The organism is Candidatus Nomurabacteria bacterium, from assembly GCA_023898565.1.
Classification (GTDB): domain Bacteria; phylum Patescibacteriota; class Minisyncoccia; order Phycocordibacterales; family UBA918; genus OLB19.
In genome coordinates, this window is record CP060228.1 from 456,887 (window position 1) to 478,091 (window position 21,205).

The 21,205-nt window shown below is 47.2% G+C and carries 27 protein-coding genes; 22 read left to right on the forward strand and 5 right to left on the reverse strand.

All coding sequences use genetic code 11. The features are described 5' to 3' along the window. Nucleotides 1-160 precede the first annotated feature (160 nt). Complete coding sequence (locus H6780_02310) at nucleotides 161-1,648, forward strand: ABC-F family ATP-binding cassette domain-containing protein (GenBank protein ID USN89227.1); 1,488 nt, start codon at nucleotides 161-163, stop codon at nucleotides 1,646-1,648. Nucleotides 1,649-1,976: 328 nt separating this feature from the next. On the opposite strand, the gene H6780_02315 is transcribed toward H6780_02310, so the two are convergent. Next, nucleotides 1,977-2,237, reverse strand: coding sequence for a hypothetical protein (locus H6780_02315; protein USN89228.1), 261 nt, complete (start codon nucleotides 2,235-2,237; stop codon nucleotides 1,977-1,979). Nucleotides 2,238-2,329: 92 nt separating this feature from the next. Continuing rightward, entirely contained in the window at nucleotides 2,330-3,055 is a 726-nt protein-coding gene (locus H6780_02320; protein ID USN89229.1) for a hypothetical protein, read from the reverse strand. A 30-nt stretch (nucleotides 3,056-3,085) separates the two neighbouring features. Between H6780_02320 and H6780_02325 the strand changes: the two genes are divergently transcribed. Continuing rightward, complete coding sequence (locus H6780_02325) at nucleotides 3,086-3,391, forward strand: DUF1905 domain-containing protein (GenBank protein USN89230.1); 306 nt, start codon at nucleotides 3,086-3,088, stop codon at nucleotides 3,389-3,391. A 250-nt stretch (nucleotides 3,392-3,641) separates the two neighbouring features. On the opposite strand, the gene H6780_02330 is transcribed toward H6780_02325, so the two are convergent. Continuing rightward, complete coding sequence (locus H6780_02330; GenBank protein ID USN89231.1) at nucleotides 3,642-4,016, reverse strand: hypothetical protein; 375 nt, start codon at nucleotides 4,014-4,016, stop codon at nucleotides 3,642-3,644. Between the two features lie 127 nt (nucleotides 4,017-4,143). Between H6780_02330 and H6780_02335 the strand changes: the two genes are divergently transcribed. From H6780_02335 to H6780_02395, 13 genes are all read left to right on the forward strand, one after another. Further along, nucleotides 4,144-4,566 carry a hypothetical protein gene (locus H6780_02335; protein USN89232.1) on the forward strand — a complete coding sequence of 141 codons (423 nt, stop codon included), beginning with the start codon at nucleotides 4,144-4,146 and terminating at the stop codon, nucleotides 4,564-4,566. A 161-nt stretch (nucleotides 4,567-4,727) separates the two neighbouring features. Further along, on the forward strand, nucleotides 4,728-6,908 hold the full coding sequence (gene fusA / locus H6780_02340) for an elongation factor G (GenBank protein USN89233.1): 2,181 nt from the start codon (nucleotides 4,728-4,730) through the stop codon (nucleotides 6,906-6,908). Nucleotides 6,909-7,007: 99 nt separating this feature from the next. Continuing rightward, nucleotides 7,008-8,723 carry a DUF285 domain-containing protein gene (locus tag H6780_02345; GenBank protein USN89234.1) on the forward strand — a complete coding sequence of 572 codons (1,716 nt, stop codon included), beginning with the start codon at nucleotides 7,008-7,010 and terminating at the stop codon, nucleotides 8,721-8,723. Nucleotides 8,724-8,797: 74 nt separating this feature from the next. Continuing rightward, a complete protein-coding gene (locus H6780_02350) occupies nucleotides 8,798-9,082 on the forward strand; it encodes a hypothetical protein (protein ID USN89235.1) in 285 nt (94 codons plus the stop codon). A gap of 281 nt (nucleotides 9,083-9,363) precedes the next feature. Further along, nucleotides 9,364-10,557: an elongation factor Tu gene (gene tuf, locus H6780_02355; GenBank protein ID USN89236.1), complete on the forward strand. Its 1,194-nt coding sequence runs from the start codon at nucleotides 9,364-9,366 to the stop codon at nucleotides 10,555-10,557. A 25-nt stretch (nucleotides 10,558-10,582) separates the two neighbouring features. Beyond that, nucleotides 10,583-10,918: a 30S ribosomal protein S10 gene (rpsJ, locus tag H6780_02360; protein ID USN89237.1), complete on the forward strand. Its 336-nt coding sequence runs from the start codon at nucleotides 10,583-10,585 to the stop codon at nucleotides 10,916-10,918. Nucleotides 10,919-11,742: 824 nt separating this feature from the next. Then, nucleotides 11,743-12,363, forward strand: coding sequence for a 50S ribosomal protein L3 (gene rplC, locus H6780_02365; protein USN89238.1), 621 nt, complete (start codon nucleotides 11,743-11,745; stop codon nucleotides 12,361-12,363). Between the two features lie 14 nt (nucleotides 12,364-12,377). After that, nucleotides 12,378-13,058 carry a 50S ribosomal protein L4 gene (gene rplD / locus H6780_02370; GenBank protein USN89239.1) on the forward strand — a complete coding sequence of 227 codons (681 nt, stop codon included), beginning with the start codon at nucleotides 12,378-12,380 and terminating at the stop codon, nucleotides 13,056-13,058. Nucleotides 13,059-13,061: 3 nt separating this feature from the next. Beyond that, entirely contained in the window at nucleotides 13,062-13,436 is a 375-nt protein-coding gene (locus tag H6780_02375; GenBank protein USN89240.1) for a 50S ribosomal protein L23, read from the forward strand. 63 nt (nucleotides 13,437-13,499) lie between these two features. Further along, nucleotides 13,500-14,360 carry a 50S ribosomal protein L2 gene (rplB, locus tag H6780_02380; GenBank protein ID USN89241.1) on the forward strand — a complete coding sequence of 287 codons (861 nt, stop codon included), beginning with the start codon at nucleotides 13,500-13,502 and terminating at the stop codon, nucleotides 14,358-14,360. A 345-nt stretch (nucleotides 14,361-14,705) separates the two neighbouring features. Continuing rightward, nucleotides 14,706-15,050 carry a hypothetical protein gene (locus H6780_02385; GenBank protein ID USN89242.1) on the forward strand — a complete coding sequence of 115 codons (345 nt, stop codon included), beginning with the start codon at nucleotides 14,706-14,708 and terminating at the stop codon, nucleotides 15,048-15,050. Between the two features lie 5 nt (nucleotides 15,051-15,055). After that, nucleotides 15,056-15,544: a hypothetical protein gene (locus H6780_02390; GenBank protein ID USN89243.1), complete on the forward strand. Its 489-nt coding sequence runs from the start codon at nucleotides 15,056-15,058 to the stop codon at nucleotides 15,542-15,544. Between the two features lie 100 nt (nucleotides 15,545-15,644). Further along, a complete protein-coding gene (locus H6780_02395) occupies nucleotides 15,645-17,105 on the forward strand; it encodes a peptidoglycan-binding protein (protein ID USN89244.1) in 1,461 nt (486 codons plus the stop codon). Between the two features lie 53 nt (nucleotides 17,106-17,158). Here H6780_02395 and H6780_02400 read toward each other — a convergent pair whose 3' ends face one another. Both H6780_02400 and H6780_02405 read right to left on the reverse strand, forming a co-directional pair. Beyond that, a complete protein-coding gene (locus tag H6780_02400) occupies nucleotides 17,159-17,476 on the reverse strand; it encodes a hypothetical protein (protein ID USN89245.1) in 318 nt (105 codons plus the stop codon). 70 nt (nucleotides 17,477-17,546) lie between these two features. Beyond that, nucleotides 17,547-18,011, reverse strand: a complete 465-nt coding sequence (locus H6780_02405) for a hypothetical protein (GenBank protein ID USN89246.1) — start codon at nucleotides 18,009-18,011, stop codon at nucleotides 17,547-17,549. A 201-nt stretch (nucleotides 18,012-18,212) separates the two neighbouring features. Here H6780_02405 and H6780_02410 point away from each other — a divergent pair, with 201 nt between their 5' ends. From H6780_02410 to rpsQ, 7 genes are all read left to right on the forward strand, one after another. Then, nucleotides 18,213-18,392, forward strand: a complete 180-nt coding sequence (locus tag H6780_02410; protein USN89247.1) for a hypothetical protein — start codon at nucleotides 18,213-18,215, stop codon at nucleotides 18,390-18,392. 500 nt (nucleotides 18,393-18,892) lie between these two features. After that, complete coding sequence (gene rpsS / locus H6780_02415) at nucleotides 18,893-19,222, forward strand: 30S ribosomal protein S19 (protein USN89248.1); 330 nt, start codon at nucleotides 18,893-18,895, stop codon at nucleotides 19,220-19,222. A gap of 14 nt (nucleotides 19,223-19,236) precedes the next feature. Continuing rightward, on the forward strand, nucleotides 19,237-19,563 hold the full coding sequence (rplV, locus tag H6780_02420) for a 50S ribosomal protein L22 (protein ID USN88332.1): 327 nt from the start codon (nucleotides 19,237-19,239) through the stop codon (nucleotides 19,561-19,563). Between the two features lie 4 nt (nucleotides 19,564-19,567). Continuing rightward, nucleotides 19,568-20,275, forward strand: coding sequence for a 30S ribosomal protein S3 (gene rpsC, locus H6780_02425; GenBank protein USN88333.1), 708 nt, complete (start codon nucleotides 19,568-19,570; stop codon nucleotides 20,273-20,275). A gap of 5 nt (nucleotides 20,276-20,280) precedes the next feature. Then, the gene (gene rplP / locus H6780_02430; protein USN88334.1) at nucleotides 20,281-20,715 is read left to right on the forward strand and encodes a 50S ribosomal protein L16; all 435 of its coding nucleotides are present in this window, start codon (nucleotides 20,281-20,283) and stop codon (nucleotides 20,713-20,715) included. 34 nt (nucleotides 20,716-20,749) lie between these two features. Continuing rightward, the gene (gene rpmC, locus H6780_02435) at nucleotides 20,750-20,950 is read left to right on the forward strand and encodes a 50S ribosomal protein L29 (GenBank protein USN88335.1); all 201 of its coding nucleotides are present in this window, start codon (nucleotides 20,750-20,752) and stop codon (nucleotides 20,948-20,950) included. A gap of 2 nt (nucleotides 20,951-20,952) precedes the next feature. Further along, nucleotides 20,953-21,204 (forward strand): 30S ribosomal protein S17, encoded by a 252-nt coding sequence (rpsQ, locus tag H6780_02440; GenBank protein ID USN88336.1) that lies wholly within the window; start codon nucleotides 20,953-20,955, stop codon nucleotides 21,202-21,204. Nucleotide 21,205: the final 1 nt, after the last annotated feature.

Sequence of the window (21,205 nt, forward strand, 5' to 3'; positions counted from 1 at the left end):
GATATACTTTTAGTATGAAATTTCTAAATATTGCCATCTACGTGTTTTTGGGAATTGCGATTTTGGCGGCGTTTGCTCAAATGATGATGTAGGTAAAAGCGCCCGCTTCGCGGGCGCTTTTATATTGTTTCATGGCTTGGAGTCGTGTATGGTATAGGCCATGTCAAGAAATGATGGACTTATAGTTTTTAAGGATGTGTCGTTTGAGCACGATGCGACCAAGCCGATTCTTAAAGCGGCTAATTTTGTGGTGCGCCGTGGCGCCAAGCTCACGCTCATGGGGCAAAATGGAGCTGGAAAATCAACCATTTTCGGTATGATTTCCGGCAAGCTCCAGCCAGACGAGGGAGATATTAATTTGCAGCCGCGTACAACGATTGCGATTTCTCGTCAGATTATTCCCCGCAGTGAACTCGAGCTCACCGTTCGTGCGTTTTTCGAGAAGTGTTTTACGGAAAAGGTGTACGATATCGACCCGCGCATTGATGCGGTTCTGGAGATTGTAAATCTTACTCCGACTGAAAAAGCAAAGGAGACATTTAAGGACCGCATTGTTGGGAGCTTCTCTGGCGGACAGCAGGCGCGTCTGCTTTTGGCGTCGGCGCTCATTCAAAATCCTGACGTTCTCCTGCTCGACGAGCCAACCAACAATCTCGATGTAGCAGGTATCGAGCATCTCACTACGTTCCTTAAGGAATACAACAAAACCGTGATTGTCATTTCTCACGATGCTGATTTCTTGAACTCATTTACCCAAGGCGTTCTTTATCTCAACACCCAGAATCGTCAGGTGGAACAATACAACGGCAACTACCATGCGGTAGTACGTGAGATTGCGGCGCGGGTAGAAAAGGAAAAGCGCCAGAATGCGCAGATGGCCAAGCAGATTCAGGCGGACAAAGACAAGATCAACTACTTCGCCGCTAAGGGAGGAAAGATGCGCTTAGTTGCCAAGAAGATGCGCGCAGAGATTGAAGAGGCAGAAGAAAATAAAGTAGATGTGCGTCGTGAAGATAAGGCGATTCGTCCGTTTACGATTGATCCACACGCTGATATTCCACTTGAAGTACTCAAGCTTACTGAAGTCACCGTGATTAAAAATCATGAACCTAAGCAAGCCGAGTGCGACATTATCTTGAAGCGCGGTGAACACTTGCAGATTGTTGGTCCAAACGGTATCGGCAAGACAACGCTCCTTGAAAGCTTGGCTGGTGGTCACGCCACTGGTGAGCATATTGCTCCGGGGGTAAAGATTGGCTACTACCGACAAGACTTCTCAAACCTCGATTTTGATAAGACGGTCTTTGAGACGCTCATGGCTTCGATGAAGAAAAAGCTCGAAGAAGAAATGCGTAGCATAGCCGCTGGCTTCCTTCTTTTTGGCGATGTGATGCGCAGCAAGGTGGGAGATCTCTCAGAAGGACAGAAGGGCTTGGTGGCATTTGCCAAACTCAAGATGGAAGAGCCAGGGCTCCTCATTCTCGACGAGCCAACCAACCATATCAACTTCCGCCATATTCCAGTGATTGCTGAAGCGCTTCATGATTACAAAGGTGCAATGATTCTGGTGTCTCACGTGCCAGACTTTGTCGAAAAGATTCACATCGATCAGGTGTTGGATTTGAGTAAGTTGAAACCGAAGAAGTGAGATGAGATTAGAAAACCGGCGAATTCCCTTTGGGAATTCGCCGGTTTTCGTACAACTGCACAGTGCGCTTTACAGTCGCGTGCTTGAGGTTCATACTGTGTACATATGAACTTGTGGGGTGAATACATTGCGTACCTAAAGGATAATCCGAAGGGGTACTGGTTTAAGCGTAAGTTATATGGCTGGGGCTGGACGCCCGCTACACGCGCGCCCGCCGCCCGGTTTTCTTGGTTCATACTGAAGTCTGTGAGTCACGAAGCGCGGCACTCAAGCGTGAAGCGACAATAAAGAAGATGACTAAAGCTGAAAAGGAAGCCTTGCTGTTGGACTAGTCGCTCAGTACTTGTTCAAATGATGAGGCGGTAATTGGTTGGTCTGCGAAAGTATTCACTATTGCCACGATAACACCACCAAACAGTGCAACTAATACCGTTGCGCCGATGACGGTGCCAAGTCCGTAAATCATACCGCGTACAAAAGCGTAGCGTAATGAATTTTGACGCTTAATTTGCGTTTCCAGCTTCTCAAGAATTTCAATTAAACCACTCGTGGTTTTTTCGGTTGGAGTGGAAGTGTCTATTGGTTCCATACGTGTAAGTGTAGCATCTTACACTCAGCAATAGCTGTGAAGCATGTGCCAACACTCATATTATTTCCTACACAGCGGGAGCCTGTAAGTAATTACTGATTGAGAATGCTTAGGTCAACTAAGTTCACCACTCCGTCATGGTTAAAATCTGATCGGAGATTTTGTGTGGCTAAATGGGCCATGAAAATACTGACGTCAGCGATTGATTGTTTGCCGTCAGCGTTTAGGTCGATGCTGTTGGCTGGGGCAAGAACGGTAACACGTGGTCCTTTGACTGAGTCTGCTTTAGCAACGGTTCCAGAATCTAACTTTTCTGGCTCAATAGTGAATATGCTGTCGATTGGGTCAGGTACAGTTGCGTCAGAGCCGAGTCCGTCGTGACGTAAAATCCGTATGTCACTCATGTGTAGAGATGTCTCTCCTGGCTGAATGGCTTCAAAAGTGACGGTAATAAGTTGTTCATTTCCAACGAATCCGCCTGATCTGGTGGTTCCGCCGATAAACGTAAGGGTGCCATTGCCATTGCCGTACCAAGGTAGCTCTGCCCACAAGTCAGCCACGGAGGTGTTGTAATCAATGGTGACGATTTTAAGATTTTTTGGGTCGTATTCAAGAATCCCTTTAAATACATTAACGGGTTCTTTCGCCTCAACAAGTAAAACTACTTCGAAATACTCATGAACCGCATGAGTGTGGTCGGGGGTAATCACGGTGATATTTGCCGTTGTTGATGTATTATCTGTGTTGCTAAGACTTAGGGTAAGCAGGCCAAGAATAACACTGGCAATGAGGAGGCGGGTGGTTTGAATGCCAAACATATCTCTTTTAGTATAATGTAATTTGTACATATGACCAGTAAGATATATACCCTGCAAGTCAGGCTGTGGATGTATCCTGGCGAGTTTGCCAACTGGTATTTTGTGACGGTGCCTAAAAAAATGAGCACCGAAATCAAAGAGGGTTTTGGTAAGTACGCGCGAGGTTTTGGTTCATTGCCTGTTGCGGTGACTGTTGGCAAGACCGCCTGGGAAACTTCCATCTTCCCTGATACACGTTCCGGAACATACCTTTTGCCAATTAAAGCTAAGGTGCGTAAAGAAGAGGCGTTATTTGCGGATGATGTAATTGCCGTTTCGTTTAAAGTGCGTCAGTGACTGTGAGTATCCGCTTCACGAAAATGAGCAGGGCAGTATAATAGATGTGACATGAGCGCCCGCGGGCCAAGGAGAGATAATAATCTCCCCACACTACAGGTCATCATGCATTAATAGCTAATGCATTCAACATGGCAAAAGGAATGGACAAAAAGAAGGAGGTAAAGAAGCCTAAGAAGGTTGCTCCGAAGAAGAAATAAGGGAGCATAGGCATAAAACGGGGCCGCGCGAAGCGCGGCCCCGTTTTATGCTACTGCCAAAGCGAGAGCCAGACACCGATGTAGTGCACTACAACGTAGAGAAAAAATAGGTACCCGAGAACGCCGGCGATAAGGGTGAGCGCGATGTAGTTGATGATTTCATTACGTCGCTTCACTGCCTCGTCAATCGTACAGATACCTTTTTTACGGCTGAGGTAAAACCACAGTGAACCAAGAAGGGCGAGCAGGCCAATTCCCCGAAACACCCATTTGTAATCACCATATAGTGTGTCTGCTAGAGATGAAGCAAAGCTAACTGTGGAAAGACCAAGTAATACTAAAATGACCGGAGATAGGCAGCAAAGGGAGGCAATCATCACGGGGAGACTGCTAATTTTGAATACTTCTTTCAAACGAGGGCTCATAGATGATTTTAATTGAATAAGTTTTAGTTTTATACGAATTCGTATCAGATTGCTTTCAATAGCAGCTTGACTATTAGTGCCTCTGTACTATGTTGGTGAAAGCAAACAGTTTTTTGGAGAAATCACCATGTCTACCGATGCATCGATTTTCGAAAAGATTCGTGATTGGCCGCTTGCAGCTTTGTTCGAAATAAACCTACTTGATCAGATGTTGCTGGAGTGTGGGGTTTTGCATGCAGCTACGTGTGGCCGATACCGGAATGCGATTATTGACTTTATAAAAAGTGCGTGTCGTGTGATGTCTTATGACTTTGACAGCATTCCGGTTAGGAGTTTTCCATGGACAGCAGTGAAGGTGCGCGCATACGATAAAGTGTGGTTCGTAAATCCGCAGAAAGCAGGTACTGCTGTGATGCTTAAAGGTGACGGTGCAGCCACGAAGTTTCTTGAGCTGCTGCAATTGCTTAAACTTCGTGAAGTGCCTGATTTAGAGCGAGCAGAGCTGATAAGTACGTTGCGTGTACAGATGCAATTGCTTAGGTTGGGTTGATATTTAGGGCCGCCAGCGAAGCTGGCGGCCCTTTCTGTAGGCATTGCCGTTTCAACTTTAATGCAGTATAGTATCGCGGTCTGGCCTCTGGGCCGATTTTTTCTATTGCTAATTGCACTAGGGAGGTAAATTATTACATATATAAGTAAGATTATTATTTTATGGCACGAGAATTTCCACTCGAAAAACTACGTAACTTCGGTATCGTAGCGCACGTAGACGCCGGAAAGACAACGACGTCTGAGCGTGTACTTTTCTACACAGGTATGAGTCACAAGATCGGTGAGGTGCACGATGGTGCAACCGTTACTGACTGGATGGAGCAGGAACGCGAACGCGGTATTACCATTACTGCAGCGGCGATTTCTTGTAACTGGTCTAAGACCATGGAAGAAGACCGAAAGGATAAGTCAAAGATGTTCACGTTTAACATCATCGACACTCCTGGTCACATCGACTTCACGGCTGAGGTAAAGCGCTCAATGCGTGTACTTGACGGAGCCGTAGTGGTATTTGATGGTGCTGCTGGTGTGGAACCACAGACTGAAACTAACTGGGGATATGCTGATGAAGCTAATGTGCCACGTCTTTGTTTCGTTAATAAAATGGACAAGCTTGGTGCAGACTATGATGCTTCAATTAAGTCAATCCACGAACGTCTTTCACCAAAGGCAGTGCGTATCCAGCTTCCGATTGGTGCTGAAGATACCATGTCTGGTGTAGTCGACCTTATTCAGATGAAGGCGTATCGCTTTGGTGGGGAAATGGGCATGCAGGTGACTGAAGAAGAAGTGCCGGCAGACATGCTCGAAGCAGCGCAGAAGTGGCGCGGTGAAATGATTGAAGCGATTGTGGCGCATGACGACGCGCTTATGGAAGCGTACCTCGGTGGCGAAGAGCCAACCGTAGAGCAGCTCAAGACAACGCTCCGCAAAGCCGTGATTGCGTGTGAAATTTTCCCAGTGCTTGCTGGTACAGCACTTCGTAATATTGGTGTGCAGCTCGTACTCGACGCGGTGGTAGACTACCTCCCATCACCGCTTGATTTGCCTCCAGTGCATGGCGTTGATCCAAAGGATGAAGAAACAGTGATTGAGCGTCATCCGTCTGATGAAGAGCCGTTTGCTGCGCTTGCGTTTAAGCTTCAGGACGATAAGTTCGTTGGACAGCTCGCGTTTTTCCGCGTGTACTCAGGTGTGGTGAAGGCGGGTTCATACATCGTGAACTCATCAACCGGCAACAAAGAGCGTGTTGGTCGTATTGTGCGACTTATGGCTGACAAGCGTACTGAAGTAGAAGAAGTGTACGCCGGAGAAATTGCTGCGATGGTAGGTCTTAAGGAAGTGAAGACATCACACACACTCTGTGATGTAGACAAGCCAATCATTCTTGAGCAGATCACCTTCCCAGAACCAGTGGTAGCAGTGCGCGTAGAACCAAAGACTAAGAATGACCAGGAGAAGATGGGTGTCGCACTTAAGCGTCTCGCTGATGAAGACCCAACTTTCAAGGTGTCGACTGACGAAGAAACCCTCGAAACCATTATTGCAGGTATGGGTGAACTCCACCTCGAAATTATCGTTGATCGTATGAAGCGAGAGTTCGGTGTTGAGGCTAACATTGGCGCACCACAGGTGGCCTACCGCGAAACCATTCAGGGTGAAGCGGAAGCAGAGCACAAGTACATCAAGCAGTCTGGCGGTCGTGGTCAGTACGGACACGTTAAGATCCGTATCAAGCCACTTCAGCCACTTGCAGTTGGCGCTGACGGTGAAGTAGAAAAAGTGGCTAAGAACATCACTCGTGAAGACCACTTCGAATTCATCAACAACATCAAGGGAGGTGTGATTCCAGGTGAATACATCCCAGCGGTGATGAAGGGAGCAAAGGAAGCAATGAGTCGTGGTTTCGTTGCTGGCTACAAGATGGAAGATGTGTCCGTAGAACTCTTCGATGGTAGCTACCACGATGTTGACTCATCAGAAATTGCCTTCAAGCTTGCCGGTATCAACGCCTTCAAGGATGCAGCGAAGAAAGCAAATGCAGTTATCCTCGAACCAATCATGAAGGTAGAGGTGCGTACACCAGAAGAGTACATGGGAGACATCAATGGAAACATCTCTTCAAAGCGTGGTCAGGTAGAAGGAACAGAAGAAATGGGTGGAAAGACAATCGTGCATGCGAAAGTACCACTTTCAGAAATGTTCGGGTACACCAACACCCTTCGTTCAATGACCCAGGGTCGCGCTTCAATGACTATGGAATTCGACCACTACGAAGTAGTACCACCAAACGTAGCGGCCGATATCAAGAAGGCCCGAGGAATTTCAGACGAAGCTTAATTGTTAGTTGTAATGATAAAAGCCGCGCCCGAAGGGCGCGCCTTTTTTATACCCATCCTCCCTTACTCCCCTCAGTATAAATTTGCTAATCTTATAAATATGATACGTATTATTCTTAAGTGTGTTTACTTGTGTTTCGTGTTTGGTTTCTTCACCACCACCCATGCCGCCGTCACCCCCGACGCTCCGACCAACTTCATTACCACCTGGAACACTGAGAACTCTGGTACAAGTGCTAATAACCAAATCACTATCCCAGGCACTGGCGCTGGATACAACTATGAAATCTATTGGGAGAATACCGCTAGCTCAACCCAAAACGGTACGACCACCCTCATTACCACCAGCTCATACACCCTGACCTTCCCTGAACCAGGTATATATGAGGTGCAAGCTAGTGGTACCTTTCCGAGGATTTTCTTTAACAACACCGGAGACAAAGATAAGATTCTGACCGTAGAGCAGTGGGGAGATATTGCTTGGACTAGTATGGCACAATCATTTTTTGGTTGCACCAACCTAACAGTGCCCGCTACCGATGCACCGGATTTGAGTGGGGTGACGGATATGAGTAGTATGTTCCAGAGTGCAGCTTCTTTTAACCAGCCTATAGAGCACTGGAATGTTTCGAATGTGACGAACATGTACTCATTATTCCTCTCAGCTTCAATTTTCAATCAGCCTTTAAATAATTGGGATGTTTCGAATGTGACGAATATGGCCTGGATGTTTGAGAGAACGTGGGATTTCAACCAGCCTTTGAATAATTGGGATGTTTCAAATGTTACTGTCATGAATAGAATGTTCTACGGTGGGGCTGAGATGTCACCGTGGAATAATCCCCCTAACAAATTTAACCAAGACATAAGCATGTGGGACACTTCCAGCGTGACTGGTATGCATCTAATGTTCCGAAACTCAGACTTCAACCAGCCATTGAATAATTGGGATGTTTCAAAAGTGCAGAATTTTAGTGAAATGTTTTTTGCATCAGACTTCAACCAGCCCTTAAACAACTGGGACACCTCCAGCTCAACAAACATGCTGTGGATGTTCAGAGATAATGTTGTATTCGATCAAGACCTTTCCACCTGGGATATTAGTGGTAATACAAATATGTCTGAAATGTTCCTAGACGCCGCCCTCTCCACCCAAAACCTAGACGCCACCCTCACATCCTGGGCCGCTCAACCAGTCCAACCAAACATACTATTCCACCTCGGCCTCAAAACATACACCGAGACCGGAGCCACCGCCCTCGCCACTCTCCGAGACACATACAACTGGACTATCACCGAACAATATAAAGCCGAATATTACCCATCCGCCGACGCTATCCTCGAAGGCACTAGTATCCAATCACCACTAGACTACGGTGCCACCACCACAGCCGTCACCATTACCCCCAAGAAAAACTGTACCTTCATCCAATGGAGCGATGGTAATACAGATAATCCCCGCCAGGATGTCCTCACCGATAACCTTAGTGTAACTGCGGAGCTCCACTGTGTTACCTATAGCACCAGTGCTGCCACCCAACGTGACCGTGCACGCCAGTATGGCAACGAAACGCACGCTGAAGTAATGGAAGATCGTTTCCTCTCCGACGAAACCACTACCAGTACTCTAGCTGCATACACTCCACCAGCTACGCTTGCAGAGTCGCTTGAGCAAGTCAAAGCTCTGCCTAAGACACTCAATACCATAGACATCGCCACTACCGACAAAGGCGTAGTCAAGGACCTCATACAAACTCTTTTGGCATTAGTGGAAGTGTTGACGAAGCTGTTGCTGAGTATGGAGAGTGAGGGGTAGGGAAGCTAGCTGGGCATCAACTGCGCATGTAGTGTAGTTGCTGCTCTGAACTATCTGCGGTACTTTATATACATATGCCAACATACCCAGAATCGGTACCGCAATCATCTCAAGGTGATGAGGTGGTGCTTGAGGAAGTCTCAAATCAAGCCATTATTGAACTGCAAGGTCCGGTGCTGGCGGCACTTTTTGACGGTAACGAGGAATCTGTCATGAAATGGATCCAAACTCCAGGTAACGGGGATGTGCTACGCACCGTTGTCACGGAATATCTTGAAGAAGGCGGTGATCCAGCTCAGGTTGAAGTGGTGGTAGAGCAGCTGCGCGAGCGGTTGCGTTCTGTTGGTGGGGTGCACTAATAAAATTGGAGCCTCCTCCAAAGAGCCCGGCCGTGAGTGCTTGCAAAACCAGATATCTCTGGTACCATAGCCGCACTGTCACCATTGTGTGACGGTATAGAATAATTGCTCTTTCACACGTGCTCGTTGGTAAACGAGACGCGGCGTTCTCGCGCCGTCTTGTTTGCACACGGGAATTATGCGCTGCGAAAGAGCCTACAGTATTTTTACTATAGGCTTTTTTTATACGCAGTGTGCGTACGAGTAATTTTTAATTATCATTAAAACTAATCTACTTTAATATGGCAGATTTTGATCGTTCAAAGCCGCACATCAACGTAGGTACTATTGGTCACGTAGACCACGGTAAGACTACTTTGACGGCTGCTATTCTTACTGTACTCAAGGCTCATGAAGGAGAAGGGTACGGAGCAAACGTAAAGGCAGTTGAAGATATCGATAAGGCCCCAGAAGAAAAGGCTCGCGGTATTACTATTTCTCTCTCACACTCTGAGTATGAGACTCCAAAGCGACACTATGCGCACATCGATGCGCCAGGTCACGCGGACTACATCAAGAACATGATTACTGGTGCTGCTCAGATGGACGGCGCAGTACTTGTAGTAGCTGCTACAGACGGTGCGATGCCACAGACACGTGAGCACGTACTTCTTGCAAAGCAGGTGGGTGTACCAAAGATCATCGTGTTCCTCAACAAGTGCGACATGGTGGATGATGAAGAAATGCTTATGCTCGTTGAAGAAGAACTTCGTGAACTTCTCACTGCCAATGGATACGATGGTGAAAATGCACCGATCATCCATGGTTCAGGGCTCAAGGCACTTGAGGATGCAACATCTGAGTGGGGCAAGAAGGTGCTCGACCTTGCTAACGCAATGGACGACTACTTCCCAACACCAGAACGTGATCTCGACAAGCCATTCCTGATGCCAATCGAAGACATCTTCTCAATTGAAGGTCGCGGTACAGTAGTAACTGGTCGTGTAGAGCGTGGTGCAGTTAAGGTGGGTGAAGAAGTAGAGATTGTTGGTATCAAGGATACTACCGTCACTACAGTGACTGGTGTTGAAATGTTCAACAAGCAGCTCGACCGTGCTCAGGCTGGTGACAACGCTGGTATTCTTCTCCGTGGTACTAAGAAGGAGGACGTACACCGAGGTCAGGTACTCGCTGCGAAGGGTTCTGTAACCCCACACACTGAGTTCGAGGCTGAAGTATACGTACTTTCAAAGGATGAAGGTGGTCGTCACACACCATTCTTCTCAGGATACAAGCCACAGTTCTACGTACGTACAACAGACGTAACTGGTGACGTAACACTCGCAGAAGGTACCGAAATGGTAATGCCAGGAGACACTGCAACATTCAAGGTAAAGCTTGTATCTGCAGTAGCGCTTGAAGAGCAGCAGAACTTTGCTATCCGTGAAGGTGGTAAGACTGTAGGTGCTGGTGTGGTAACTAAGATTATTGCGTAATAACGCTTAATTAAACGTACACATCATGGCTACAGACACTACATCAACTGGCGCGATCAATAAGCTTCGCATTCGAGTGCGTGCGTACGAGCACAAGATTCTCGATACATCAGTGAAGCAAATCATTGATACCGCAATGCGCTTTGATGCTCAGGTGGTCGGACCAATTCCGCTTCCAACTGAAATCAAAAAGTACACGGTAAATCGTTCAACTTTCGTGCACAAGGACGCGCGAGAACAATTTGAGATGCGAACACACAAGCGTGTGATCGACATTCTCAATCCGAGTCCTAAAGTCGTTGAGGCTCTCACGAACCTCTCACTTCCATCAGGAGTGAACATCGACGTAAAGATGATGTAGCCAAAATCAAGGAGGCAAAGCCGACTATGATTTTGGTTCTTCGGAGGCCGTCCCGTTCCTAGGACGGGCCGGAGAAGACTCATCACAGAAGTAACTAATACAAGTCACTTCCTCACTGATTTGGCGCTGTTGCCAAACATAAGAAAAAGCCACGTATTGTGGCTTTTTCTTATGTCGCTACCTCAACTCAGGCACTCTGTTGCCAAAAAGAAAAACCACCTTCGGGTGGTTTTTCTTTTGGAGCAGAGCAGTGAATAATTAAAAGTTATCCACATTTATCCCCAGTGTGGTACTTGCACATTTTCTTGATAAGGAGATAATAGATGCATAACAGGAGGGCGAGTCCGCAAGGACTCGCCCGTTCTGTTGTTTCATCAGGTTTGATTTACACAAACCTGGCGAACTTAGAAATAGTTCTTTCAAGTAGTTCTTTAGCATTAATACATTACGTTGTATGCAAAATCTAGAAGATAACAAGATGTCATTTCAGTCGGAGAATAGCTGGATGGTCCAGTGTCTCAGTCTCGCAATGCTCGGTACGCTTACGTACCTCTATATTGCACCGATGGTTGCCTAACCATCCGTAGAAAACTCTTGTTTATTAAATAACACAAAGTCGGCCACATTGGTCGGCTTTTTTGTTGCTTTTTTTGAATAAATCAGTATACTAGCCCCAGCTTTTGAAGACCTATGTACGCAGTGTTTCTGCGGACCAATGGGCACAAACCGCGCGAATTTTTTAGTGCGAGCTGTGCTCGCGCCAAAAAATTCGCGCGGTTTGTCGTATGGGTCAGAAAGCGTTTATTAACTAATCCATACAATCAATGAAATTCATTGTTGGAGAAAAGACCGGAATGACACAGGTCTTCGATGCCGAAGGGGTGTGTCGTGCGGCAACTGTTCTAAAGGTTTCACCAGCTGTGATTGCGCAGGTGAAGACTGTAGAAAAGGATGGGTATGCAGCAGTTCAGCTTGCTTCAGGTGAGCAGAAGGAGCATCGTACCAATAAGGCTATGAAGGGACACTTCGGTGCTTCAGTAGCGATCGCTCGAGAGTTTCGTCCTCGTACTGGGGAAGAGACTGTAATCGATGGTATCGAAAAGGGTGCTGCGATTGATGTGACTATGTTCACTCCAGGTGATGACATCTCTGTATCTGCTATCTCAAAAGGTAAGGGATTCCAGGGTGTAGTGAAGCGCCACGGCTTTGCCGGTGGTCGTCGTTCACATGGTCAAAAGCACTCAGAACGTGAACCAGGATCTATCGGTGCAACCGGTAAGAACCGCGTTCTAAAGGGAACACGTATGGCTGGCCGTATGGGTAGCGATACAGTAACCGTGAAGGGTCTTAAGGTCCTTCAGGTAAACGCAGCCGAAAACATCCTCGTGGTGTCAGGAGCTGTGCCAGGTCGAAAGGGAACATTAGTAGAGGTCTACGGCGCCTAAGTAACAACAAACATATGGATGCAAAAGTATTTTCTAAAGACGGAAAAGAAACTGGCAAGGTAACCCTTCCAGAAGCAGTGTTCGGAGCTACCTGGAACCCAGATCTCGTACACGAAGTAGTTATCGGTATGCAGGCAAATGCCCGCGAAGGTAACGCTCACACCAAGGACCGCAGTGAAGTACGCGGTGGTGGTAAGAAGCCATGGAAGCAGAAGGGTACTGGTCGTGCACGTCACGGTTCACGTCGTTCTCCAATCTGGACAGGCGGAGGTGTCACCTTTGGTCCACGAAGTGAGAAGGATTACAGCGTAAAAATCAATAAAAAGGTGCGTGCTAAGGCACTGGCAAGCGTTCTTTCAAAGAAGCTCGCAGATGCTGAAGTAATCTTCGTTGATTCACTCGCAATGGAAGCTCCAAAAACTAAGGATGCGAAGTCTGTATTTGCAGCGATTGCTAACGGTTCAGGAAATGAAGCGATGGCGCGCAAGCGAAAGAATGCAGCAGTAGTACTCCTTGCAGAACGCAATCTTGCGACTGAAAAGAGTTTCCGCAACTTCGGTAATATCGAAGTAGTTCAAACTAAGGATGTTAACCCAGTTGATCTCCTTACTTACAAGTATGTAGTTGTAGCCGATGCAAATAGCTCAGTCGAGATTCTCGAAAAGCGTGTCGCTACCACTCCTAAGTCAAAGTAGTATATGGCTCTCTTTGGAAAGAAGAAAGAAACCAAGGACGAGAGCGTGGTTGAGAATAAGCCAGCCGTAGTTGCTCCAAAAGCGCTCGCGACTGACTACAACCTCGACGCGATCATCATTGCCCCTCGCCTGACTGAGAAGTCAGTGCACATGGGAGAACAGAATGTGTACACCTTCAATGTGAAGCGTGATGCAACTAAGTTCCAGGTGCGTGATGCAATCAAAGCGCTCTACAACGTGACGCCGGTGAAGGTAAACATCGTCAACAAAAAGCCGGCATCGCGTCTTCAGGGAAGCCGCAACCGCATGAAGCACGTAGCAGGTCTCAAGAAGGCGTACGTGTATCTCAAGAAGGGTGACACTATTAACCTAGTGTAATCCAAACTATTATCCGTTAGGAAGATAAGAATCATAGATTCACTAGTTTCTAACTAAACAGTTATGAAGAAATATAAACCAACCTCAGCCGGACGCCGCGATGGTTCCGTGATTGAGTATAAATTGAAGCTCTCAACGACCAAGAGCAATCCACTAAAGTCTCTTACCAAGGGTAAGAAAAGTACGGGTGGACGTAACAGCGCTGGTCGTATCACCAATCACTACCGTGGTGGTGGAAACAAGCGCACGTATCGTGAAATTGACTTCAAGTTCAATAAGAAGAATATTCCAGCCAAGGTAGAAACAATCGAGTACGATCCATTCCGTTCAGGATTTATCGCACTTGTGTGTTACGCAGACGGTGAACGCCGGTACATCCTTGCGCCGCAGGATCTCGAAGTTGGTTCTGAAATTATCGTTTCAGAAACCGCTAAGGTAAAGACAGGAAACCGTCTCCCGCTTGCAGCTATCCCTGTTGGTACCTTCGTGTATAACGTAGAAATCAACCCAGGAGCAGGCGCAAAGCTCGGCCGCTCAGCTGGTAACGCTATCGAAGTGGTAGCGCAGGACAGCAAGCACACCACGCTTAAGATGCCATCATCTGAAATCCGCAAAGTACTAAACTCTGCCTGGGCATCAGTTGGTTCAGTATCAAACGAAGAGTACCGTTTGGTATCGATTGGTAAGGCCGGTCGCGCGCGACACATGGGGCTTCGTCCGAAGAACCGTGGTAGCGCTCGTAACGCGGTGGACCACCCACATGGAGGTGGTGAAGGACGCGCTCCGCGAGGACATCGTCGCGCACGAACCAAGCAGGGTCGTCCTACTGGAAAGGGTCAGAAGACTCGTTCACCAAAGAAGTACTCAAACAAGCTTATCGTATCTCGCCGCAAGCCTGGAAAGCTCATGCGGAGCGGGAAGTAAACATGAAAAAACTCGGCAACTGCCGAGTTTTTTCATGTTTAGCAGCTGCCCTGCGGCAGCCGCGTGCTTCTTGCTCGACCGCAGGCATATTTCGAGTGCCTTCCTAGCGCGATAAATGGCTGAGGTGGAGTAGCAGGTACTTAGTAGATTGTGAGCAAAGCGAAACAGTTTACTTAGTAACCTGTGACGCGGGAAGTAAAGAATAAAAATCCAGCTTCGGCTGGATTTATTTAACGATACTGCTAGGTTGCTACCGTTTCTGGTTGATTCCTGTGTGTTTTACTAAGGTTATTGTGTGCCACCCTGTAGCATCATGTATAATAGTATCGTACGTAATAAATTTCTATGGAAGAAACGCACCAGCCAGAAGAAGTTAAACCAACTCAACACACGTTAGTTTATGTAGGCGTAGTCCTCTCTTTGTTACTAATTATTTTACTGGTGTCTTTGTTTGCTCGGTACAAATCAACTCAGCTAATCATGCCTGCTGTCAGTACACCCGCTGAGTCTGAGGCAGATTTAGTGCAAAAGCAGCTAGAAATCCTCGAAAAAAATAATGCCAGTGTAGAAAAAATCTCAGATGACATCTATTTGGAGAAAGACGATGAGTTGCGAGCACAACAGTCTCCACCTGAGGTTGACTCAGTAGAAATTGAAACGCAGCTACAACTATTAGAAAAAAATAATTAAAATCTATGACCAAAAAACACTTTTCATACGCATTTCTTGGATTATTGGTGGGGGTCCTCATGAGTACTTCAGTGCAATATTTGGTTGCATGGACTGCGCCAACAGATGCTCCTCCGAATGCAAACGTTTTACCGCCAATTACAGCCGGTTCATTGGCGACATATCAAACGCGCGGAGGTGGCCTTGGTTTGACGGGGTCAGTTAACGTCTCTAATGCAGGAGGACAGGATAATCGGGTGTCAGCCCCAAAAGTATGTATTAATAACGACGGAAGCGATACGAACTGCATCACTGATTGGAGTGACATTTCAGGTAGCACAGTTGCTCCCGGCGCTTATGCGGGAACATATGTCTTGTACACAGGAGGCGGCTGTTATTTGAAAAATAGATTCAGCAATGCATGTTCGTGCCCAAGCGGCTTTTCAAGCCACTATGTGATGACTATTGATAATAGCTCGAATAGCTATAATTTGTTTGATTGTTGGGGTAGCTAAGCAACCTAAATTCGCACAGTAAAAAACTGCCTGTAGGCAGTTTTTTACTGTGCGTTTAATGATGTTACAATAGTAGCAATAATCGTTAATTATTGAGTGTATGAATGTGTCTTTAAAAATTCAACAGTTTAGTCTTGGGGCAATCGCCATAGCACTTGCACTTATCGCTGTGCCGTTTGGTGCGTCGGCACAAACTGGCCAGTGTTCATTTGGACAAACGCTCGACATGGGAGTGATTGATGAGAGCGTGCGTTGTCTTCAGGAGTACCTCAATGAGCGTGGATTTACTGTTGCGGAAGAGGGTCCTGGCTCCAAAGGAAACGAAACCAATAAATACGGTTTGTTGACTGAAGCAGCCGTAAAGAAGTGGCAGGAAGCCAAAGGGGTTAGTCCAGCGAGCGGGGTCTTTGGTCCAAAGTCTCAGGCTGCGTATCTCATTGACTTGGTTGCAGTGCTTAAGGAGCAGAAAGCCGAGCAGCTGGCAGTGGCGACCGTAGTTACTCCAACTTCAGTCACCCCTCCAGCTCCGCAAGTCGCAGGGGTATCAACATACGCTAAGAGTCAGACTCAAAAAGATTCTGAGAAAGGAATCAGTGATGCGATGAGCATGATTATCGATGCGTTTGAAGAGCTTGACGATTTGCGTGAGGACGACCCTGACGAAGCGACTGATATAGATGCTGATGTGCGAGATGCGATTGAAACACTTTTTGATGCTTTACAACAGTATTTTGATGAGGATTATGCAAGCGCGGAGGAATCCGCACTTGATGCGCTCGCTGATGCAACAGACTCTTTTGAAGATGCTGGTGGGGAATCTGATGCGAGTAAGGCAGAAGATACGCTTGATGATGTAGAAGATTTGTACGACGACGTCCTAGATCTTTTTGAAGAAGCGGAAGATGATGGTGCCGATACGGGTGACGCTGAAGACTTGCTCGATGATGCGCGAGACTTGCTCGATGATGCGCAAGATGCCTTTGATAATCGTGTGTATCGTCAGGCAATCAGTGATGCCCTTGATGCGGAGGAGCTGCTAGAAGATGCAGAGGACGAGATTGATCTCATATCAGATAAAGATGCTGAGAGTTATGTTGAAGACGTGTGGGATGACCTCGCTGAAGCAGAAGATGAAATTGATGAAGCAGAGGATGACGGAGAAGATGTTGACGATGCATGGGGCTACTTTGATGATGCAGAGCGAAAACTAAAGAAGGCTGATATTGCGATTGACGACGAGGATTACGCTGACGCTGTTGAGTATGCTAAGGACGCTAAAGATTTGATTGAAGAGGCACTTGATGCGATTGGCGGAGTAGATGACGAAGCAGACGCAGAAGAGGCAATTGATGACGCCTGGGATGAATACAAGGATGCGCGTGACGAAATCCGCGACGCTGAAGATGATGATGACGTCGATGACGCCTGGGATTATCTGGATGAAGCTAAGGATCTGCTTAATGACGCTGAAGATGCGTTTGACGACGAAGATTACGATGAAGTAATGGACTTGGTTGATGAGGCGCTTGATGCAATTGAAGATGCGCTCGATGAGCTGTAAGAGGTAGAATACAAAAGGGCGCCCGCGAAGCGGGCGCCCTTTTGTATTTAATTTTAGGTACCAGGTTTTCGTTCTCTCTCTTTAAAGACAAACTCGCGCAATTTTTTGCTGGCTTTAAGCTCAGCAAAAATCTGACGCGGGTTGAGACTGGTGTGTACCGCGACCTTCTGCGTGCTCTGTCCGCTGATAATAAGCTCAAAGCCGGCGGTAGTATAGACACACGTCACAAATCTCCCCTTGGCACTACGGCTATTGGTGCGGATTTCGCCTGGCGCAATCATTTTAATACCGGTAATACGTTCAAGTTCGCGCACGACCAAATCGGCGGTTTCAGTGAGTGTTGAATGTTCGCGGCCACGCGCTTTTGCCATGTGTATGTAGCCTAACAGACAAAGTCAAAAAAGAAAAAGCCGGAAGCGCAAAGCGCTTCCGGCCAGAGTTTTAACATCCTTCACAAGGCAAATTTTGCTCACGACCAGTTTTCCCGAGAATCGAGTAATCATCAGGATTAAGCGACAAGAGCTGGTCTAAAATCTGCCCGCAGAAATTTGGTTCGTCGTAGAGAGCGACGAATTCTGCCTCAGTATCACCATTGTATTGGATACTCTGAAGTTCTTGTTCAGAAAGCGCGTTGTGCTTAATGGCATAGGCCAAGGCTGCTGGTGAGAGGATGTGGTCAGGACAAGGGTTTATTCTTATATTAGCTTTGCCAACAACCTTGATTTGCTTGTCGATCATGTCAAGTAGTTTTGCTCTTGAGATAAAACCTGCTTGTATACAGAGGTTTAAAAACCTCGCCGATCCATGTGCCCAGCCTGGTGTTGAAGCTGCAGTTTCAAGGAATGACAGGTCGCTTACCAGTTCTGAAACAATGGTTTCTATGCGTTGCTTCAAACTTTGTTTCATGATGCTCCTCCTTGTGTGTTGTACAAAAAACTGTTTGCAGGGTACTGGTATATCAAGATAATTGCAAATGCCCGGCTCGCTTCGCGAGCCGGGCACCATTCCCACATTCACGTTATTACGTTATTATTGACATTTTCATATTTTGTGATATTTTAAAATAAACAGAAGTCCTTCATTTTTTCAAATCTACGGAGAATACCAATGACTCGTTTGCTTCTCATCCTGCTCATCATCGTCGGAGGTGGTGCACTGACCCTGATCATCGACAGCGGCATTGGTGTAAACTTCGATGAGTACAGTTCACTCCAGAACATAATCCACAGGGTCGCCTATATGATGTATGGGGCTGCAACCGCTTGGGCAATCTGGTGGAAAAAGTAAATGCCATTTTACAATGGCATCAGAGGGGCTATCTTTCGAGATAGCCCTTTCCCTGTTTTCAGTAACAAAATCTCGCAATACCTGAATACTACTTTTGACACTTCCTCTCTTTGATATTGACTTTCCTCAATATTTCCGGTATTCTCATGCCGTTCCAACCTCAAGTCCTAACCCTGGCAGGCTAGGCACGAAAGAAAGAACGAAGTAGGTGACCACAAGAGCAGTCTGGCCGTTACTGGACTGCTCGGGAATCTCACAAGCCGCCACTGACGGTGCGTATGCACTACCTACAAGCGGTATTTATTCACAACAAAATAAAACTGAATGAGGTGGTTTTTTTGAATCATCACATTCGGGGTCTAAATTCAAAGAAAACTGGTTAGGCTGGATGAAATGCGCGGAGGAGTGAGGTGGGCGCGAGGAGCGGTACACATGTACCGTGACGAGCGCCCGGCCACTCCGACAAAGCAGTTCGCCAGACTGGCTAGTTTGTAGGACATATGTCTAGATCATTGTATAAAGGGCCAAACGTAGACGAACGACTTCTCAAGAAGATCGCTGGGAAAAAGCCAACTGAAGCCGGTGTCATCAAGACCTGGGCTCGTGGTTCAGTAATCTCGCCTGAGATGGTTGGGTTTACCTTTGGTGTACACAACGGGCGCGACCACATCGAGGTCCTCGTTGCAGAAGAAATGGTGGGCCACAAGTTTGGTGAATTCTCACCAACGAAGAAGTTCTGGCGCCACGGAGGTAAGATGCAGAAGGAACTTGATCAGAAGAAGAAGGAGGCTGAAATTGCAGCTGCTAAGGCTGCTAAGGCTAACGGTTAATCAGTACGATATATATGAAAGCAATTCTCAAAAACTATCGTCAGTCACCACGTAAGGTTCGTCTTATTGCCGACCTCGTGCGCGGCAAGAAGGCCGCTGATGCCCTCACAGCCCTCAACTTCGTAGACAAGCGCGCAGCTGGTCCATTTGCAAAGGTAATTGCGTCAGCAATTGCGAACGCAAAGCAGGCTGGTGCAAAGGAAGAAAATCTTTTCATCAAGTCAGTGCAGGTAAACAAAGCACCGACCATGAAGCGCTTTATGCCACGAGCTCGTGGTTCTGCATCACGTATTAACAAGCGTAACAGTCACATCTCAGTCGAACTCGGCGAGAAGAAATAAGGATATGACACACGTAGCACATCCATACGTTCAGCGCATCGGTGTAAACCGCGACTGGAAGAGCCGATGGTTCACCACTAGTCCGGAAAAATTCCGAGAGTACCTCCGTGTTGACGCAGCGCTCCGCAAGATGCTCAAGAAGCGTCTCAAGGGCATGTCAGTCGACAGCGTTGAGATTGAACGTAGCGAAAAGGATATTCGCATTATTATCAAAACTGCTCGACCAGGTCTTATCATCGGTCGCAGTGGTGATGGTATCAATCAGCTTCGAAAGGAAATCGATCTCTTCTTGCGCAAGCAGAAGATGACCGACAAGCCTGAACTTAAGATTGATGTTGAAGAAGTTCGTTCACCAGAGTCATCGGCTCGCATTGTGGGTCAGATGATTTCAGAAGGACTTGAAAAGCGTCTTACGTTTCGTCGTGTGATGAAGCAGACGATTGAAAAAGTAATGGCTAACCGCGATGTAAAGGGTGTTCGTATCATCCTTTCTGGTCGACTCGGCGGTGCAGATATGGCACGCAAGGAAGAGCTCAAGAAGGGGAATATTCCACTTCAGACCCTCCGCGCAGACATTGATTTCGCTCGTGTAGAAGCAAACCTTCCATACGGTGTAATCGGTATCAAGGTATGGATTTACCGCGGCGATGTTTTCACAGACCGAAAGGCTGGAAAGCAGGAGACAGAAGCGCGCCCTAATCGAACTCGATAACGCATATGTTATTTCCAAAGAAAGTAAAACACCGAAAGTGGCAGACTAATCGCATCAGCGAAGAGCGCCGTAACCGACCTGACACTCGTGGTATCACGGTGTCTCATGGTGACTATGGTCTGCAGGCGACTTCAGCATCACGCGTGAAATCAAATCAGATTGAAGCGGCTCGTCGTGTGATTAGTCGAACTGTCGGTAAGACGGGGCGCGTTTGGATTCGTATTTTCCCAGATCGACCAATTACCAAGAAGGCTGCAGAAGTGCCGATGGGTAAAGGTAAAGGAGATCCGGACCACTTCGTATTTGAAGTAAAGCCAGGTCGTATCCTCTTTGAGGTGACTGGTGCTACTGAAGACGTGGCTCGCGAGGCCTTTCGTAAGGCTTGCGCTAAGCTCCCATTACAAGGAAAACTCGTGCGTCGTGAAGATACAAAGGTGTAGAGACACTTTGTATCGTGTGTAAATAAAAATGTCTATGACAAAAATGGAAGATATTCGCAAGAAGTCAGATGCTGAACTTACCGACATGGTAACGAAGGCTCGTCAGGCTATTCGCGAAGAGCGATTCAAGGATCAGTTTAGCCGCAAGGCTGGTGTGATCCGCGGTGCAAAAACCGAAATTGCTCGCACGCTCACTGAGCTCTCAGCTCGCCGCCGTAACCCACAAACGAAATAGTTATGAGTACCGAACAAACCAGTAACGGTCGCGTGCTCCGTGGTACAGTGGTCGCATCTAAGATGACCGACACCTGCACCGTTGCGGTAGAGCGATACGTGAAGCATCCAAAATACAAGAAGTTCATGCGCCGCACCAAGAAGTACTTGGTACACGACGCAGGGAACACCGCCAAGGTAGGCGACAAGGTCGAAATTATCGAAACCCGCCCGATCTCAAAGCGTAAAACCTTTAAGCTCGTAACCAGCAAGTAGT